Here is a 16980-nt window from a genome sequence, read left to right as displayed (position 1 = left end):
ACTCGCCACTCGCCACTCGCCGCTCGCCGCTCTAAATCACCCCCATGACCAAGGTTCTCATCATCGGCGCCGGCCACGCCGGCGGCTCCGTCGCGGCCTTTCTGCGGCAGTATGGGCATGAAGGCCCTGTCGTGCTGGCGGGCGAGGAGGATGCGCCGCCCTATCAGCGGCCGCCCCTGTCCAAGGCTTGGTTGAAGGGCGAGGCGGATCTGGACGGGCTGCTGCTGCGGCCGTTGAGCTTCTATCAGGAACAGGGGATCGACTTCCGGCCGTCGACCGTCGCCGTGTCGGTGGACCCGGAGGCGAAGACGGTCGCCTTCCACGACGGATCGTCCGAAACCTATGACGTTCTGGTGCTGGCGACCGGATCGACGGCGCGGAAACTGCCCGTGCCGGGCGGCGATCATCCCGACCTGCTGGAACTGCGGACGCTGAAGGACGCCGAGCGGTTGAAGGCCGTATTGGGGCCCGGCAAGCGGCTGGCGGTTGTCGGCGGCGGCTATGTGGGGCTGGAGGCGGCGGCGTCCGCGCGGGCCCTGGGCGCAGAGGCGGTGGTGATCGAACGGGCGCCGCGCGTGCTGGCGCGGGTGGCGTCGGAGACCTTGTCGGCCTTCTTCACGGCCCAGCACAGGGCGCGCGGGGTCGAGATCCTGACCGGGGCCGAGGTGGTCGCGGTCGCGCCGGACGGCGTGACCCTGGCGGACGGATCGGTGGTCCGTGCCGATGCGGTTCTGGTCGGGGTCGGCGCCCTGGCCTGCGAGGGGCTGGCGCGGTCGGCGGGCCTGCGCTGCGACGACGGGGTGGTGGTGGACGATCAGGCGCGGACCAGCGATCCGGCCATCTTCGCCGTCGGCGACATGACGCGGCGGCCGATACCGGTCCACGGCGGCGTGCATCACCGGCTGGAGAGCGTGCCCAATGCGCTGGAACAGGCGAAACAGGCCGCCGCCGCCATCGTCGGTCGGGCGGGGCCGGCGCCCGAGGCGCCGTGGTTCTGGTCGGACCAGTACGAGTACAAGCTGCAGATCGCGGGCCTGCCGTTCGGCGCCGACCGTCAGGTGGTGCGCGGCGATCCGGAGACCGGGGGCTTTGCGGTCTTCCATCTGAACGGCGACCGGGTGGTCTGTGTCGAGGCGGTCAATGCACCGCCGGAGTTCATGGGCGGCAAACAGCTGATCGCCAGGGCGACGCCGGTGGATGCGGCCAAGCTGGCGGATACCACCGTGTCGATGAAGGCTGTCGCGGCGGGGTGATGCCTGCCTTTTCCCTCCCCGTTCGGGGAGGGTGGTCGCGCAGCGACCGGGTGGGGGCGGCCGGCAAGGCCGCATCTGCCTGACGTGAGACATATCGCCTTGCCGCCCCCACCCGGCTTCGCCTGCGGCTCAGCCACCCTCCCCCCACAGGGGGAGGGAGAAGCGTCGCGCGAACCTTGTCGCCGCAGTGCAACAAAACTGTTGCGCTTTCCGTTGTGACGACCTCACTCTGTGGTTTCTCTTCGCGGCGGGGGCGGATGACGAAGGCTTTCGATGAAATGTCGGGCGGCGGGTCAGGAACGATCCGCGACAGCTACAGGACGCTGGCGGCGTGGCTGGAAAACGCCCCGCCCGACCTGTTGCAGGCGCGGTCGCGTCAGGCCGAGCTGTTCTTCCGCCGCATGGGGGTGACCTTCGCCGTCTATGGCGACGAGGAATCCAACGAACGCCTGATCCCCTTCGACGTGGTGCCGCGCATCATCGGCGCGAACGAATGGTCCGGACTGGAGCGGGGACTGAAGCAGCGGGTCACCGCCATCAACGCCTTCCTGAAGGACATCTACGGCCCGCAGCACTGTATCAAGGCCGGGATCGTGCCGGCCGACCTGATCCTGACCAATCCGCACTATCGGCCCGAGATGCAGGGGCGTCGGCCGCCGGGCGACGTCTGGTGCCATATCGCCGGGGTCGACCTGGTCCGCACGGGCGAGGACGGCTTCTATGTGCTGGAGGACAATGTCCGCACCCCGTCGGGGGTCTCCTATATGCTGGAGAACCGCGAGATGATGATGCGGCTGTTCCCCGACCTGTTCGCGGAACATGCCGTGCGGCCGGTCGAGATCTATACCGACATGCTGCTGCGCTCGCTGCAGGCCTCGGCGCCCTCGGGGGCGGGCGAAGACCCGACCATCGTGGTGCTGACGCCCGGTCCGTTCAACTCGGCCTATTACGAGCACAGTTTCCTGGCCGACAAGCTGGGGGTCGAACTGGTCGAGGGGGGCGATCTCTTCGTCAATGACGACACCGTCTATATGCGCACGACTGAGGGGCCGAAGCGCGTCGACGTCATCTATCGCCGCATCGACGACGACTTCATCGACCCCCTGACCTTCATGCCGGATTCGGCGGTCGGGGTGCCGGGGCTGATGTCGGCCTATTTCGCCGGGCGGGTGACCCTGGCCAATGCGGTCGGGACGGGGGTGGCCGACGACAAGGCCGTCTATACCTATATGCCCGAGATCATCCGCTTCTTCACCGGCGAGGACGCCATTCTGAAGAATGTGCCTACCTGGCGCTGTCGCGAGGCCGACGCCCTGAAGGAGGTTCTGGACAAGCTGCCGGAACTGGTCGTCAAGGAGGTCGGGGGATCCGGCGGCTATGGGATGCTGGTCGGGCCGACCTCGACCAAGGCCGAGATCGAGGCCTTCCGCGCCAAGCTGATCGCCGATCCCGACGACTTCATCGCCCAGCCGACGCTGAGCCTGTCGACCGCCCCGACCCTGAACGCCGGCGACCTGTCGCCGCGTCACGTCGATCTGCGGCCCTTCGTCCTGTCCAGTCCGGCGGGAGTGCGGGTCGCGCCCGGCGGCCTGACGCGGGTGGCGCTGAAGGAGGGCTCGCTGGTGGTCAACTCCAGCCAGGGCGGCGGAACCAAGGATACCTGGGTGCTGGATGTTTGATCTGACGAAAATCCTCCCCCGTCGGGGGAGGGGGGCCGCGAAGCGGTGGAGGGGGCTGGCCCCGGACACCCTGTGTGCGTTCAGCCCCCTCCACCCTGCGGGCGGTCCCCCTCCCCCGATGGGGGAGGAATAATGCTCTCGCGCACAGCAGACAGCCTCTACTGGACCGGCCGCTACATGGAGCGGGCGGACTTCCTCGCGCGGATTCTCGAGGCGGCCATCCGTCTCGCCGCCTTGCCGGCCAAGGACCAAGCCGCCGTCACCGCCTGGGCGGGGGCCATCGCCTCGTCGGGGGTCAAGGGCGCCTTCGACGCCTCGGGCCGGACCCCGTCCGAGAAGTCGGTGCGCGAGTATCTGGCCTTCGGGCCGGACAATTCGACCTCGATCAAGGCCTGTATCACCAAGGCGCGGACCAACGCCCGCTCGGTGCGGACCGCCCTGACCATCGAGTTGTGGGAGGCGATCAACGGCGCCTGGAACGGCTTGAACGAACTGGGCGAGCCGACCAGGCGGGATGATTTCACCAACTTCCTCGACTTCGTGAAATCGACGTCCCTGGCGGTGGAGGGCGCCTCGTCGCGGACCATGCTACGTAACGACGCCTACTGGTTCCTGCGGCTGGGGATGGCGATCGAACGGGCCGACAACACCGCCCGCCTGCTGGACGTCAAATATCACCTGCTGCTGCCGCCCGGTGAACGGGTGGGGGGGCAGCTGGACTATTTCCAGTGGACGACCCTGTTGCGCGAGGTCTCGGCCCTGACCGCCTATCGCTGGGTCTATCGCGAGTCCGTGCGGCCCTGGCTGGTGGCGGACCTGCTGGTGCTGAACCGGCAGATGCCGCGCTCCCTGGCCTCGTGCCAGGGGATGATCGTCTCCTATCTGGAGAAGCTGGCCGCCGACTATGGCCGGCGCGGTCCGGCCCAGCGGCTGGCGTCCAATCGCCTGACCCAGTTCAACGCGGCCAAGATCGAGGACATCTTCCAGTCCGGCCTGCATGAATACATCCAGGGCTTCCTGAACGAGAACAACGCCCTGGCCGGCGCCATCCACGAACAGTATCTGGTCTGAACCATGCGGATCCGGATCGACCACTCCACCCGTTACGCCTACGCCCGCCCGGCGCGCTTCATCGTGCAGATGCTGCGGCTGACGCCCCAGTCGTGCGAGAGCCAGCAGGTGCGCGAATGGCGGATCGAGACCGATGTCGACGCGCGGCTGCGGCGCGGCGAGGACGCCTTCGGCAATATCGTCCACAGCCTCTATACCGAACGGCCGACCGACGCCCTGACCATCCGGGTGACCGGCGAGGTCACGACGGTCGACACCGGCGGGGTGATCCGGGGACAGGCTGAGCGGCTGCAGCCCGGCGTCTATCTGCGCGAGACGCGGCTGACCCAGGCCGATCCGGCCCTGGTCGCGTTCGCCGGCCGGGCGGGCGAGGGCGGCGACCTGGAGCGGATGCACCGGCTGATGGGGGCGATCCACGGCGACGTGGCCTTCGAGGTCGGGGCCACCTCCGCCACCCATACGGCGGCCGAGGCCTTCGCCATCCGGCGCGGCGTCTGTCAGGACCACGCCCAGATCTTCATCGCCTGCGCGCGCAAGGCGGGCGTGCCGGCCCGCTACGTCTCGGGCCATCTGAGCCGGTCGGACGGCCAGCACGACCAGGACGCCGCCCACGCCTGGGCCGAGGCCTGGATCGAGGGGCTGGGCTGGGTCGGGTTCGATGCGGCCAACGGCATCTCCCCGACCGAGAACTATGTGCGGGTGGCGGTGGGTCTGGACGCCCTGGGCGCCACGCCGATCCGGGGCACAAGCTATGGTGGCGGTATGGAGAGCCTGACGGTCTCCCTGCATGTGCGGCCGGTGCAACAGAGCCAGCAGCAACACCAAACCAAGGGATGGTCCTGATCGCCATGACGCAGGAATCTGCTAGCGTCAGTCGATTCGCAACGCGAGGAGCGGTTAGAGCGACGTGACCTATTGCGTAGGCATGCTGGTGGACGAGGGGTTGGCGATGATCGCCGACACCCGCACCAATGCGGGCGTGGACAACATCTCGTCCTACCGCAAGCTGCACATCTTCAAGACGGCGGGCGAGCGGGTCCTGGCGGTGGCGACGGCGGGGAACCTGTCGGTGACCCAGACGGCCCTGGCCATGGTGGCCGAAGGGGTCAAGCTGCCGGACTCGACCGGGCCCGAGACGCTGGAGACCGCGCCGACCCTGTTCCGCGCCGCCCAGATCCTGGGTCACGCCATGGCCATGGTGCGGGCGACCATCAACACCCCGGCCTCGCCGACCGCAGACGCCCTGAACGTCAACGCCTCCATGCTGCTGGGCGGCCAGATCGGCGGCGGGAAACTGGGCCTGTACCTGGTCTACGGTCAGGGCAATTTCATCGAATGCGGGCCGGACACCCCCTATCTGCAGATCGGCGAGCTGAAATACGGCAAACCGATCCTGGACCGGGCGCTGCACACCTCGACGCCCCTGTCCGAGGCGGTGAAGCTGGGGCTGATCTCGTTCGACTCGACCATTCGATCGAATATCGCGGTCGGGCCGCCGCTGGACCTGATCGTCATTCCGCGTGACGGGTTGACCGGGATGGAGCGCCGCATCGACGCCGACGATCCCTATTTCCGCGACCTGGGTCGTCAATGGTCCGAGGCCCTGGCCGCCGCACACAAGGCCATGCCCGATCCGACCTGGCTGGACCTGAACCCGGCGCCGGCTGCGCGGACGATGAGCGTCGTGGGCTGACGACGTCGGCGGTTGCGCCGCCAAGCCTTCAATCCCGCGTCCGTTCGTCGCGCCCGCCGCGACGGGCGTCCCTTCAGGGCTGGATTTAGGCAATTGTTGCGACTTGGTCGCAATTTCGCTTGTGCGACAAAGTGAAGCTGTTTATTGCGAGCGCATCGCAAAATCAGGCCAAAAGGTCGCATTAAAATGTCCGAATCCCGCGCCGCCGCGCTCCGTTCGCTTCTGTTCGCCTCCAGCGCCGCCGGTATGCTGGTCGCCGCCCCGGCCTTCGCCGCCGATGACGGTGTGATCGCCACCGCGCCGCAGGATTCGCAGGCGGCCAACCTGGGCACGATCGACGTCAACGGGCAGGTTCGAAAAGCCCAGCCGGCCAGTCCCGAGTTCGTCGCGCCGCTGGTCGACACGCCGCGCGCGGTTACGGTTATTCCGCAACGGATCATCGAACAGACCTCGGCCTCGTCGCTGCAGGATCTGCTGATGAATTCGCCGGGCATCACCTTCGGCGCCGGCGAGGGCGGCCAGCCCCTGGCCGACCGTCCGTTCATTCGCGGTCAGTCGTCGGGCAACAACGTCTTCGTCGACGGCGTGCGCGACACCGGCGGCCAGCAGCGCGAGGTCTTCAACCTGGAACAGGTCGAGGTCATCAAGGGACCGGACGCCGTCTATTCCGGCCGCGGCTCGGGCGGCGGCAGCATCAATCTGGGCTCCAAACAGCCGCAACTGCGCCAGTTCACCAATGTCGGCGCCGGCGTCGGCACCGACGGCTATCTGCGCGGCACGATCGACTCGAACATGCCGCTGGGCGGCACGGCCGGTCTGCGGATCAACCTGATGGGCGCCCAGGGCGACGTGCCGGGTCGCGACGCGGTGGATTACGACAAATGGGGCGCGGCGATCAGCCTGGGCGCCGGTCTGGGAACGCCCTCGTCGATGGTATTCAGCTACTACCATCTGACCAGCGACCAGATGCCGGATTACGGCATTCCGCTGTTCACCAAGCTGGTCCCGGCGACCACCTCGACCGCTCCGGTCCGTCCGCGCACGGAGAGCGGGATTCTGGACGTGCCCTACGACAGCTTCTACGGGCTGAAGGATCGCGACTATCTGACCAACGAGGTGGACGCCTTCACCTTCAAGGCCGAGCACCGGCTCAGCGCCGCCGCGACCATCCGCAACGTCAGCCGCTACTCCGAGACGCTGAACGACTATATCGTCACCAATCCTGGCGACGGCGGCTATGTCGGTCTGGCGGCCGACGGAACCTACTGGATGAAGCGCGGCACCAAGACGCGCTGGAACCCGGTCACGACCCTGGCGAACGTCACCGACCTGTACGGTCAGTTCGCCACGGGATCGATCAAGCACAGCTATGACGTCGGCGTGGAATTGACGCGAGAGCGGAACCGCAACGCGACCTATTCGACCTACACCACGTCCGGCTCGGAGTGCCCCACGGGCCTGACGACCGTGAACGGATCTCGCCCGACGGCGACGGGCGCGCTCGGCGCCGGCGACTGCACCCAAGTGTTCAATCCGGATCCGGACGACGCCTGGACCGGGGTGATCAATCGCGGCCCCGCCAGCTCGAACACGACCGAGACCATCGGCGTCTACGCCAACGACAGCATCACCCTGACCGAACGTCTGATCCTGAATCTGGGCGTGCGCTGGGACCAGTATTCGGTCGAAGGCCTGAACGTGACCGCCACTCAGTTGAACGGCGTGTGGACGATCAATCCGCAGACGGCCACGACGCCGGGTTATGTCGTCGTGCCGAAGCGGACCTGGGAGTTCACCAACTATCAGGTCGGTCTGGTGTTCAAGCCGACGGCGAACAGCAGCATCTACGCCTCATGGGCCACGTCCTCGACGCCGCCGACCATCGCGGCGGGCGACCAGAACGCCTCGGGCGGAACGGGTACCGGCTCGCTGAATGGCCAGGTTCTGGAGCCGGAAGACACCGAGAGCTTCGAACTGGGCGCCAAGGCCAACGTCTTCCACGACAGACTGGCTCTTTCGGCGGCCCTGTTCCAGACCACGCGCAAGAATGCGGCGGTCCTGGTCGCGGCGCCGGATGTGTATGAGCAGGTCGGCGAAGTCGAAGTGAAGGGGCTCGAACTGGGCGTCTCAGGCAATATCACTCCGGCCTGGACGATTTTCGGCGGCTACACCTACATGGACTCCGAACTGGTCAAGGGCGCCTACAACAGCGTCAATGTCGGCGACCCTCTGGCCAATACGCCGGAAAACACCGTCAGCCTGTTCAGCACCTATCGGGTCACGCGCAAACTGACCCTGGGCGGCGGCGTCTATTATGTCTCCGACAGCTTCGGCGGAAACCAGGGCGGCGCCGGCGGCGGCGGCAACCGAGTTTATTCGCCGGAATGGACTCGTGTGGACGCCTTCGCCTCTTACGAGCTGACCGACCGCGCCAGCCTGCAGCTGAATGTGAAGAACCTGGCGGACGAGGAATACATCATCCGCACCAACGGGGTTCACCACGCCGACGTCGCTCCGGCGCGTCAGGCCATCCTGGCGCTGAACATGCGCTTCTAAAGGCCCCTGATCCCGGCCTATTCTGGCGGCCCCGTCCTTCCGGCGGGGCCGTCTTTGTTTTGAGCGAGTCCCGCCGTGCTGCTGCAGATCCCCGAAGTCTTCTCCAAGGCCGAAGTGAAGGCCCTGCGCGAACGGCTGGACGCCGGTCCCTGGACCGACGGCAATGTCACCTCGGGCCACCAGTCGGCGACCGCCAAGCGGAACCTGCAACTGCCCGAGGACTCGGACGTGGCGAAGGAGGTCTCGGCCCTGGTGGTCCAGGCGCTGAACGCCAACCCGATGTTCGTCGCCGCCGCCCTGCCGCACACGATCTTTCCGCCTCTTTTCAACCGCTACGAGGGAGGAGGGGAGTTCGGTCTGCACGTCGATAACGCCATACGCCAACAGCGTGGGGGTGGATCGATCCGTATACGGAGCGACCTCTCCGCGACTCTGTTCCTGGCGGAGCCGGACGAATACGACGGCGGCGAACTGATCATTGAGGAGATGTACGGCCCCCAGTCGGTCAAGCTGCCGGCCGGGGATCTCGTCCTGTACCCGTCCAAGAGCCTGCACAGCGTGACCCCGGTGACACGCGGGGCGCGGGTGTCGTCCTTCATGTGGATGCAGAGCCTGATCCGCGACGACGGCGACCGCGAGATGCTGTTCCGCCTCGACGTGGCGACGCAGCGGGTAGCGCGCGAGAAGGGGGCGAAGGATCAGGCGGTGATCGAACTGACCGGCGTCTATCACAACCTGCTGCGGCGCTGGTCGGAAGTGTGACCTGGGGATCACCATCGGTCTTTTAACGCCCAGGGGGTGAACCCGACGGCTTCGCTTCCTATTGTAACGCTCGATGTTGCAAGACGCCCTTCCCCCCGCTCCGCCCGCTCAGTTGTCCGACGTCGTGGTCACGGCCGCCCGTCTGCCGCCCGCCGCTGCGGACGCCGCCTTCTCGGTGGTGCGGCTCGACCAGCAGGTGCTGGAGCGGTCCACCCGCCTGGACGAGGCCCTGCGGACCGTGCCGGCTGTGTCCCTGTTCCGGCGCACCTCCAGTCTGGCGGCCAATCCGACGACCCAGGGCATCTCGCTGCGGGCCATCGCGCCGTCGGGCGCGGGGCGGGCCCTGGTGACCTTGGACGGCGTGCCGCTGAACGATCCGTTCGGGGGCTGGGTGATCTGGTCCCAGGCGACGACCGAGAGCCTGGAAGGCGTCGACATCATTCGCGGCGCCGGGGCGGGGCCTTACGGCGCCGGCGCCCTGACCGGGACGATCCAGCTGCGCGAGCGGGCGTCGGGCGGGGTGCTGGACGCCTCGGTCGCTGAACGGGGCGGGGCGCGGATCGCCGGTTCGGCCTCGACCCTGGTCGGGCCGGTGCGGCTGACCGCCTCGGGCCTGTACGAGGTCAGCGACGGCTATACGCCGGTGCGCGGCGCCGCAGCCGGTGCGGCCGATACGCCGCTGGACCTGGATACGCGCGCCGCCGCCCTGCGGGCCGATGCGCCGATCGGGGATGCGACCCTGTCGCTGCGCGCCTCGACCTGGGAAGAGGATCGAGGGTCGGGCCTGGCCCAGACCCGCGCCAACGCCAGCGGCCATGCGCTGAGCGCCACCCTGGCCAAGGCGCCGGTCGACGGCGGTTACGGCTGGCGGCTGCAGGCCTGGCGGATCGACAGCAATCTGGCCAATAGTTCGGCCTCGGTCCAGGACGGGCGGGTCGGCACGACCCTGGTCAATAACCAGTACCGCACCCCGGCGACGGGCTGGGGTCTGAACGCGGCCCTGCGGCGGGGCGCCCAGGACATCGGCGGCGGCCGCCTGCAGTGGGAGATCGGCGCCGACGGCCGCTTCAACGAGGGCGAGACCAACGAATTCTTCGGCCTGGCCTTCACGCCGCGCGGTCGCGAGGCCGGCGGCGAGACGGCGGTCTATGGCGCCTATGTCGACGCCTCCTGGACCCAGGGGCCGTGGCTGGTCGCGGGCGGCCTGCGCACCGACCACTGGAGCAACGAGGCGGGCTTCCGTCGTGAACATACGCTGGCGACCGGCGTGGTGACGCTGGACGAGACCGATCCCGACCGGTCGGGCGACGTGGTCAGCGCGCGCCTGGCGGTCCGTCGCGACCTGGGGTCGCTGCTGGGCGAGGGCTACGCCTGGCGGGCCGCGGCCTATTCCGGCTTCCGGCCGGCGACCCTGAACGAACTGCACCGGCCCTTCCGGGTCGGGGACGACATCACCGAGGCCAATGCGGCCCTGGAGCCCGAGACCCTGCGCGGGATCGAGACCGGCCTGGCCTTCGACCGGGACGGGATCGCCTGGGGCGCGACCGTCTTCTGGAACGAGATCGAGGACGCCATCGTCAATGTCACGATCGGCGAGGGGCCGGCGACCTTCCCCCGCGCGGGCTTCGTGCCGGCCGGGGGCGTGCTGCGCCAGCGCCAGAACGCCGGGACCATCGAGGCCTGGGGCGTGGAGCTGAACGGCTCGGTCCAGGCGACCGAGGCCCTGTCGCTGAACGCCGCCCTGTCCTGGACCGACGCCGAGGTGGACGGCGGCACGGCCGCGCCGCAACTGACCGGCCTGCGTCCGGCCCAGGCGCCGGAATGGAGCGCGACGGCCGGCGTGGACTGGCGGGCGACCGACCGGCTGACCCTGGGCGTGGCGGCGCGCTATGAATCGGCGCGGTTCGACGATGATCTGAACAGCCGCTCGCTGGACGCCGCCGTGACCCTGGACGCCCGCGCCGAATGGGCGGCGCGTCAGGGGGTGATGCTGTACGCCGCAGTGGACAACGCCTTCGACGAAGAGGTCGAGGTGTCCGAGACCGGACTGGGCGTCGCCGGCTACGGCCCGCCGCGCACCCTGCGCGCCGGCCTGCGATTCAGCTACTGAGGCCCGGCCCGCCGGCGTCTGGGCGAGGGCGGCGGTCGCGGGATCGTGACCGCCGTTCGGTGATGCGGCGATTTCGTCGCACAGGCTGCTATTGAAAACGGTTCGCAACAGTGGCACAGCCACGCCGTGACCGAACTCGCCGCACAGCGCCAGGCCGAAACCGCCGCCAAGGGAGCGAAGAAGCCCAAGGCGGCGCTGAACGGCGCGCGCTCCTTCTGGCTGAAACAACTCCACTCGTGGCACTGGATCTCGGCGGCGGTCAGCCTGGTCGGGATGATCCTGTTCGCGGTGACCGGGATCACCCTGAACCACGCAGCCTCGATCCCGGCCGAGCCGGTGACGGTCGAACAGACGGCGACCCTGCCGGCGCCCCTGCTGGCGCGGCTGGCCGCCTTTCCCGAGGAGACGACGGATCCGGTTCCGGACGCCGTGGCGCGCTGGTCGGCCGAGGCGCTGAAGGCCGAGATCGCCGGCAAGCCCACCGAGACCACGGCCGATGAAATCTACGTCGCCCTGGCCACGCCCGGCGGCGACGGATGGGTGACCATCGACCGTTCAACGGGGGAAACCCTGCACGAGAAGACGACGCGTGGCTGGATCGCCTACCTCAACGACCTGCACAAGGGCCGCAACGCCGGCAAGGTCTGGTTCTGGTTCATCGACGTCTTCGCCGTGGCCTGCACCATCTTCGCCCTGACGGGGCTGGGCCTGATGTGGCTGCACGCCAAGGGCCGGCCCTCGACCTGGCCGCTGGCCGCCCTGGGCCTGCTGATCCCCGTCGTCATCGCCCTGATCTTCATTCACTGACCCGAACCCACGAGAGCTGCCGGATGCGCCTTCTTCCCATCGTCGTCACCACGGTCGGCCTCGCGGCCGCCGCCCCGGCCATGGCCGCCGACCTGACCGTCTCGGTCGATCTGCCGCGCCTGAACACCGCCTCCTATCACCGGCCCTATGTCGCCGTGTGGATCGAGCAGCCCGACCAGACGGCGGTCCAGACCCTGGCGGTCTGGTATCAGCAGACCCGCAACAACGAGGGTGACGGCAAGGACTGGCTGAAGGATCTGCGCACCTGGTGGCGCAAGGGCGGCCGGGCCATGAGCCTGCCGGCCGACGGCGTCTCCGGCGCCACCCGCGCGCCGGGGCGTCAGACGATCACCATCCCCGCCGCCCGCCTGCGCGGCCTGCAGCCGGGACAGTACAATATCGTCGTCGAGGCGGCCCGCGAACTGGGCGGTCGCGAGACGGTGCGCGTGCCCTTCCGCTGGGGCGCGGCCAACACCGGCGCCGGAACCGGCTCCACCGAACTGGGCGCCGTGCGCGTCGCCGTCTCTCGCTAAGGAACAGACCCATGAAGAAGCTCGCCGCCCTGCTGACCCTGACCGCTGCTCTCGCCGCGCCGATGGCCGCCCAGGCCCACCGCGCCTGGATGGCGCCGACCGCCACCACCCTGTCGGGCACGGACGCCTGGGTCGGCTTCGACGCCGGCATGTCGAACCAGGTCTTCAACCCCGACCACGCCGCCATGCGGATGACGGGTCTGACCATCACGGCGCCGGACGGTTCGGCCGTTCAGCCCGAGCACGCCATGCAGGGCCAGTACCGCTCGACCTTTGACGCCCACCTGACGCAGAACGGCACCTACAAGGTCGCCAATGTCATGGGCGGCTTCATGGCCAGCTACACCCTGAACGGCGAACAGAAGCGCTGGCGCGGCGCGGCGGCGGACTTCCCGTCGGCCATTCCGGCGGGCGCGACCGACGTGCGGGCGACCAAGACCGCCAGCCGGATCGAGACCTTCGTCACCCTGAACAACCCGACCGACACCGTCTTCGCCCCGACCAACGAAGGTCTGGAGCTGGTGCCGGTGACCCACCCGAACGATCTGGTGGCGGGCGAGGCGGCCAGCTTCAAACTGCTGAAGGACGGCCAGCCGGCGGCGGATCTGGAGGTCACCGTCGCGCGCGGCGGCCTGCGCTATCGCGACAATCCCGAGGAATCGACGGTCAAGACCGGCGCCGACGGCGTCTTCTCGGTCACCTGGCCGGAAGCCGGCATGTACTGGCTGAACGCCTCGGTGCGCGCCGACGCCCAGGGCGATCAGCCGGCGTCGAACGCCTCCTATGTGGCGGTCGTGGAAGTCCTGCCCTAAGCGAAGGGCATGTCTGACACGCCCTTCTCGCGCGGATCCCGCGCCGCCCCGCCCACGGTCAATTTCGGCGACCCGGTCCCGCTTGCGGACCGGGCCGATAACCGGGTGCTGATCCCGGCCATGGAGGGCGCGCCGCCGCGTCCGCCCAGCGGTGTGATCTGGTCGCTGGGCGGCGAGACCATGGGCACGACCTGGAGCGCGCGGGTGATCGGCCCGCGCGGTCTGGAGGAATCTGCGGTCCAGGCGGCCATCGAGCAGGAGCTGGCGGCCGTGGTCGCCGTGTTCAGCCCGTGGACGCCGTCCAGCGAGATCAGCCGCTTCAACGCCGCGCCCGAGGGGATGTGGGCGGTGTCGCAGCCCTTCTGGGATCTGCTGGACGCCGCCATGGACCTGGGCGACGAGACGAACGGGGCGGTCGATCCGACCCTGGGCGCCCTGGTCGACCTGTGGGGCTTCGGTCCGCCGGGACCGCGCCCGGCCCTGCTGCCCGTGCCGTCGCAGGACGAGATCGAGGCGGCGCTGAAGGTGTCGGGCTGGCGGAAGCTGCGGATGAATCGCGAGGCGCGTGGCCTGATGCAGATGGGCGGCATGAGGCTGGACTTCTCCGGCATCGCCAAGGGTCATGCGGTGGACCGGGTGTCGGACCGGCTGACGGCCCTGGGCGCGACCTCGCACCTGATCGAGATCGGCGGCGAGCTGAAGGGGCGCGGCGTCAAGCCGGACGCCCAGCCCTGGTGGGTCGAGATCGAACGGATCGAGGGCAGTCCCGCGCCGCGCACCGTGGCGGCCCTGTTCGATCTGGCCGTGGCCACCAGCGGCGATTACCGCCGCGCCTTCGAACACAAGGGGCGGCTCTATCCGCATACGCTGGACGGCTCGACCGGCGCGCCCGTGGCCAACGCCCTGGCCTCGGTGACGGTGCTGCACGCCTCGGCCATGAAGGCCGACGCCTACGCCACCGCCCTGACGATCATGGGGCCGTTCGAGGGGCCGGACTACGCCGAGGCCATGGGGTTGGCGGCCCATTTCGTCGAGCGCACCGAACGCGGACCGGTCGAGCGGATGACCCCGGCCTTCACGGCCATGATGGATGAGGCCCCAACCGAGGGGAGCGAGTGACAGGCGATCCGACGCGTTGGCTGTGGGCCGCGGGGGCGGTCGCCCTGTGGCTGGTCCTGGTCGGCGTCATCGTCTGGCGCGGGCGTCGGGCGAAGGCGGCGGCGCGGGCGCGGTCCGACGCATTGGCCGGGGAGGGGGAGGCCATTCTGGTCGCCTACGCCAGCCAGACGGGCTTCGCCGAGGAACTGGCCTGGATGACGGCCAAAGCTCTTGGTGACGGCGGTGTCGGTGCGCGGGTCCTGTCCTTCGCCGATCTGGATGTGGCGACATTGAAGGCGGCGGGCCGGGCCCTGCTGATCGTCTCGACGACCGGCGAAGGCGATCCGCCCGACGGCGCAGCGCGCTTCGTGCGCAAGCTCATGGGCGAGGCGGCGGATCTGTCGACCCTGCGCTTCGGCCTGCTGGCCCTGGGCGACCGCAGCTACGACCAGTTCTGCGGCTTCGGCCATGCGGTCGACGGCTGGCTGAGGCGGTCGGGCGCCGAGCCCCTGTTCGACACGGTCGAGGTCGACGACGGCGAGGCCGGGACCGTCCGCCACTGGCAGCATCAGCTGAACCAGATCACCGGCAGCGTCTCCGCCCCCGACTGGACCCCGCCGGCCTATGAGCCCTGGCGGCTGGTCGAGCGGACCCTGGTCAATCCGGGCAGTCCCGGCGGCGAGGCCTGGCATCTGGCGTTCCAGCCGGTCGGGCACGTCTCCGACTGGTCGGCGGGCGACATCGCCGAGGTCGGCCTGCCCGAACGCGACGGCGTCACGCCGGGCGCGCGGGAGTATTCCATCGCCTCCCTGCCGTCGGACGGGCGGGTCGAGTTCCTGATCCGTCTGATGCGCCACGCCGACGGCTCGCCGGGCCTGGCCTCGGGCTGGCTGACGCAAGACCTGGAGATCGGCGGCGAGATCGGGATGCGGGTCCGGACGAACCGCAGCTTCCACGGTCCAGCGGACGAGACGCCGATGATCCTGATCGGCAACGGCACGGGGATCGCCGGCCTGCGCGCTCATCTGAAGGCGCGGACGGCGACAGGCGGCGGGGCCTGGCTGCTGTTCGGCGAACGGACCCGCGCCCACGACGCCTTCTTCGATACGGAGCTTCAGGCCGGGCTGGCGACGGGCGTGCTGAAACGTCTGGACCGGTCGTTCTCGCGTGATCCGGGCGACGGCCGCTATGTGCAGGATCTGGTCGCCGGGGCGAGCGACGAGCTGCGGGACTGGATCGACCGCGGCGCGACCCTCCATGTCTGCGGCAGTCTGGAGGGCATGGCCTCGGGCGTTCATGCGGCGCTGGAGGCGGCTCTGGGCGCCGAGCGCGTGCTGGAGATGCTCGAGGACGGCCGGTATCGGCGCGACGTCTATTAGGGCGTCGGCTCGGTCGGCGAAAAGCGCGAGACGGAATCCCTGAACGTCTGCACGGCCTTGTTGAGCTGGACGAGGTTTTCGACGCTCATTCCGGCCGCTTCGAACAGACGTTGTCCCAGACAGGCGCTGCGTGTCTTCATGGCCGCGCCGTCGGCCGTCAGACTGACCACCACCTGACGCTCGTCCGACGGATTGCGCTGCCGGACGACCAGGCCGGCGCCCTCCATGCGTTTGACCAGGGGGGTGACGTTGCTGGAATCGAGCCCCAGCCGCTCCGCGATCGCGCCGACGCTCAGGTCGTCATACTCCCACAGGGCGCTCAGCACCAGATATTGCGGATAGGTGATGCCGAGCCTGTCGAGCAGCGGCTTGTAGGCCCGGTTGATCGCCATGCTGGCGCCGTAGAGCGAGAAGCAGAGCTGGTCGTCCAGGGTCGGGACATAGGCGGCGGCGGGAGACGTCAAGATCGGTGTCCGGAAAGGGTGACGGTCGGACATTCTATGTCACGACAGATATTTCTGGCAAACGCGCCGGCCATCGTCTACCAAATAGATGTCGCGACATATAATGTCGCATCATATATAAGGATCGATCATGTCTTCCGCCTCCTCCGTCATCGATGCGCGCAATCCGAACGCCGCGCTTCGGAACTATTATTTCCTGAGAGCGGCCGTCGCCTTCGTCTGGGTCGCCGCCGCCTTCACCGCGGGAGCGTCCAATCCGCTGATCGGGGCCGTGCTGCTGGTCGTCTATCCGGCCTGGGACGCGCTGGCGAACCTGCTCGACGCCAGGGCCAACGGCGGATACCGCGCCAATCGCACCCAGACGGTGAATGCGGCGGTCAGCGTCGCCACGGCGCTGGGCATGCTCGGCGGCCTGGCCGTCAGCGTCAATGCGGCGATCGGCGTCTTCGGCGTCTGGGCGGTTCTGGCCGGCCTGCTGCAGCTTCTGACCGGCGTGCGGCGGTGGCGGACCTATGGGGCGCAATGGGCCATGGTGCTGAGCGGCGGCCAGTCGGTTCTGGCCGGGGTCTTCTTCGTCCTGATGGCGACCAAGCCTATGCCGCTGTCGATCACCTCCGTCGCGGGCTACGCGGGCTTCGGCGCCTTCTACTTCCTGGTTTCGGGCCTGTGGCTGACCTTCAGGACGCCGTCGCGTCGGGCCTGACCCGAAAGACGAAACGGCCGCCGCTCTTGCGAACGGCGGCCGTCGTCGGGGCGAGCCGAG

Annotated in this window: 15 protein-coding genes; 14 read left to right on the top strand and 1 reads right to left on the bottom strand. The window is 68.9% G+C overall.

Annotated elements, in window-relative coordinates:
- Window positions 1-44 precede the first annotated feature (44 nt).
- The 13 genes from ACIQ1T_RS02950 (at window position 45) to ACIQ1T_RS02890 (ending at window position 15753) form a co-directional block, all read left to right on the top strand.
- Window positions 45-1253 (top strand): NAD(P)/FAD-dependent oxidoreductase, encoded by a 1209-nt coding sequence (locus ACIQ1T_RS02950; protein WP_395943009.1) that lies wholly within the window; start codon window positions 45-47, stop codon window positions 1251-1253.
- A gap of 257 nt (window positions 1254-1510) precedes the next feature.
- Window positions 1511-2932 carry a circularly permuted type 2 ATP-grasp protein gene (locus tag ACIQ1T_RS02945; protein WP_395943007.1) on the top strand — a complete coding sequence of 474 codons (1422 nt, stop codon included), beginning with the start codon at window positions 1511-1513 and terminating at the stop codon, window positions 2930-2932.
- 132 nt (window positions 2933-3064) lie between these two features.
- Window positions 3065-4003, top strand: a complete 939-nt coding sequence (locus ACIQ1T_RS02940) for an alpha-E domain-containing protein (RefSeq protein ID WP_395943005.1) — start codon at window positions 3065-3067, stop codon at window positions 4001-4003.
- Window positions 4004-4006: 3 nt separating this feature from the next.
- Window positions 4007-4846, top strand: a complete 840-nt coding sequence (locus tag ACIQ1T_RS02935) for a transglutaminase N-terminal domain-containing protein (RefSeq protein WP_395943003.1) — start codon at window positions 4007-4009, stop codon at window positions 4844-4846.
- Window positions 4847-4910: 64 nt separating this feature from the next.
- The gene (locus ACIQ1T_RS02930) at window positions 4911-5696 is read left to right on the top strand and encodes a peptidase (RefSeq protein WP_395943001.1); all 786 of its coding nucleotides are present in this window, start codon (window positions 4911-4913) and stop codon (window positions 5694-5696) included.
- A 186-nt stretch (window positions 5697-5882) separates the two neighbouring features.
- Window positions 5883-8252, top strand: a complete 2370-nt coding sequence (locus tag ACIQ1T_RS02925; RefSeq protein ID WP_395942999.1) for a TonB-dependent receptor — start codon at window positions 5883-5885, stop codon at window positions 8250-8252.
- A gap of 75 nt (window positions 8253-8327) precedes the next feature.
- On the top strand, window positions 8328-9014 hold the full coding sequence (locus tag ACIQ1T_RS02920; RefSeq protein WP_395942998.1) for a Fe2+-dependent dioxygenase: 687 nt from the start codon (window positions 8328-8330) through the stop codon (window positions 9012-9014).
- A gap of 73 nt (window positions 9015-9087) precedes the next feature.
- Window positions 9088-11124 (top strand): TonB-dependent receptor, encoded by a 2037-nt coding sequence (locus ACIQ1T_RS02915; RefSeq protein ID WP_395942996.1) that lies wholly within the window; start codon window positions 9088-9090, stop codon window positions 11122-11124.
- A 126-nt stretch (window positions 11125-11250) separates the two neighbouring features.
- Window positions 11251-11931: a PepSY-associated TM helix domain-containing protein gene (locus tag ACIQ1T_RS02910; protein WP_395942995.1), complete on the top strand. Its 681-nt coding sequence runs from the start codon at window positions 11251-11253 to the stop codon at window positions 11929-11931.
- 23 nt (window positions 11932-11954) lie between these two features.
- Entirely contained in the window at window positions 11955-12464 is a 510-nt protein-coding gene (locus ACIQ1T_RS02905; protein ID WP_395942993.1) for a DUF2271 domain-containing protein, read from the top strand.
- A gap of 11 nt (window positions 12465-12475) precedes the next feature.
- Window positions 12476-13276 (top strand): DUF4198 domain-containing protein, encoded by an 801-nt coding sequence (locus ACIQ1T_RS02900; RefSeq protein ID WP_395942991.1) that lies wholly within the window; start codon window positions 12476-12478, stop codon window positions 13274-13276.
- Between the two features lie 9 nt (window positions 13277-13285).
- The gene (locus tag ACIQ1T_RS02895; RefSeq protein ID WP_395942990.1) at window positions 13286-14395 is read left to right on the top strand and encodes an FAD:protein FMN transferase; all 1110 of its coding nucleotides are present in this window, start codon (window positions 13286-13288) and stop codon (window positions 14393-14395) included.
- Window positions 14392-15753, top strand: a complete 1362-nt coding sequence (locus ACIQ1T_RS02890; RefSeq protein ID WP_395942989.1) for a sulfite reductase subunit alpha — start codon at window positions 14392-14394, stop codon at window positions 15751-15753. The genes ACIQ1T_RS02895 and ACIQ1T_RS02890 overlap by 4 nt, the downstream gene beginning before the upstream one ends.
- On the opposite strand, the gene ACIQ1T_RS02885 is transcribed toward ACIQ1T_RS02890, so the two are convergent.
- The gene (locus ACIQ1T_RS02885) at window positions 15750-16145 is read right to left on the bottom strand and encodes a MarR family winged helix-turn-helix transcriptional regulator (RefSeq protein WP_395943112.1); all 396 of its coding nucleotides are present in this window, start codon (window positions 16143-16145) and stop codon (window positions 15750-15752) included. The genes ACIQ1T_RS02890 and ACIQ1T_RS02885 overlap by 4 nt on opposite strands.
- A 202-nt stretch (window positions 16146-16347) precedes the next feature.
- On the opposite strand from ACIQ1T_RS02885, the gene ACIQ1T_RS02880 reads away from it, so the two are divergent.
- Window positions 16348-16920, top strand: coding sequence for a DUF308 domain-containing protein (locus ACIQ1T_RS02880; RefSeq protein ID WP_395942988.1), 573 nt, complete (start codon window positions 16348-16350; stop codon window positions 16918-16920).
- Window positions 16921-16980 lie beyond the last annotated feature (60 nt).

Source organism: Brevundimonas sp. (assembly GCF_044336875.1).
Taxonomy (GTDB): Bacteria; Pseudomonadota; Alphaproteobacteria; order Caulobacterales; family Caulobacteraceae; genus Brevundimonas.
The sequence above is the reverse complement of the archived record's forward strand: the minus strand, read 5'-3'. Positions and strand labels throughout refer to the sequence as shown.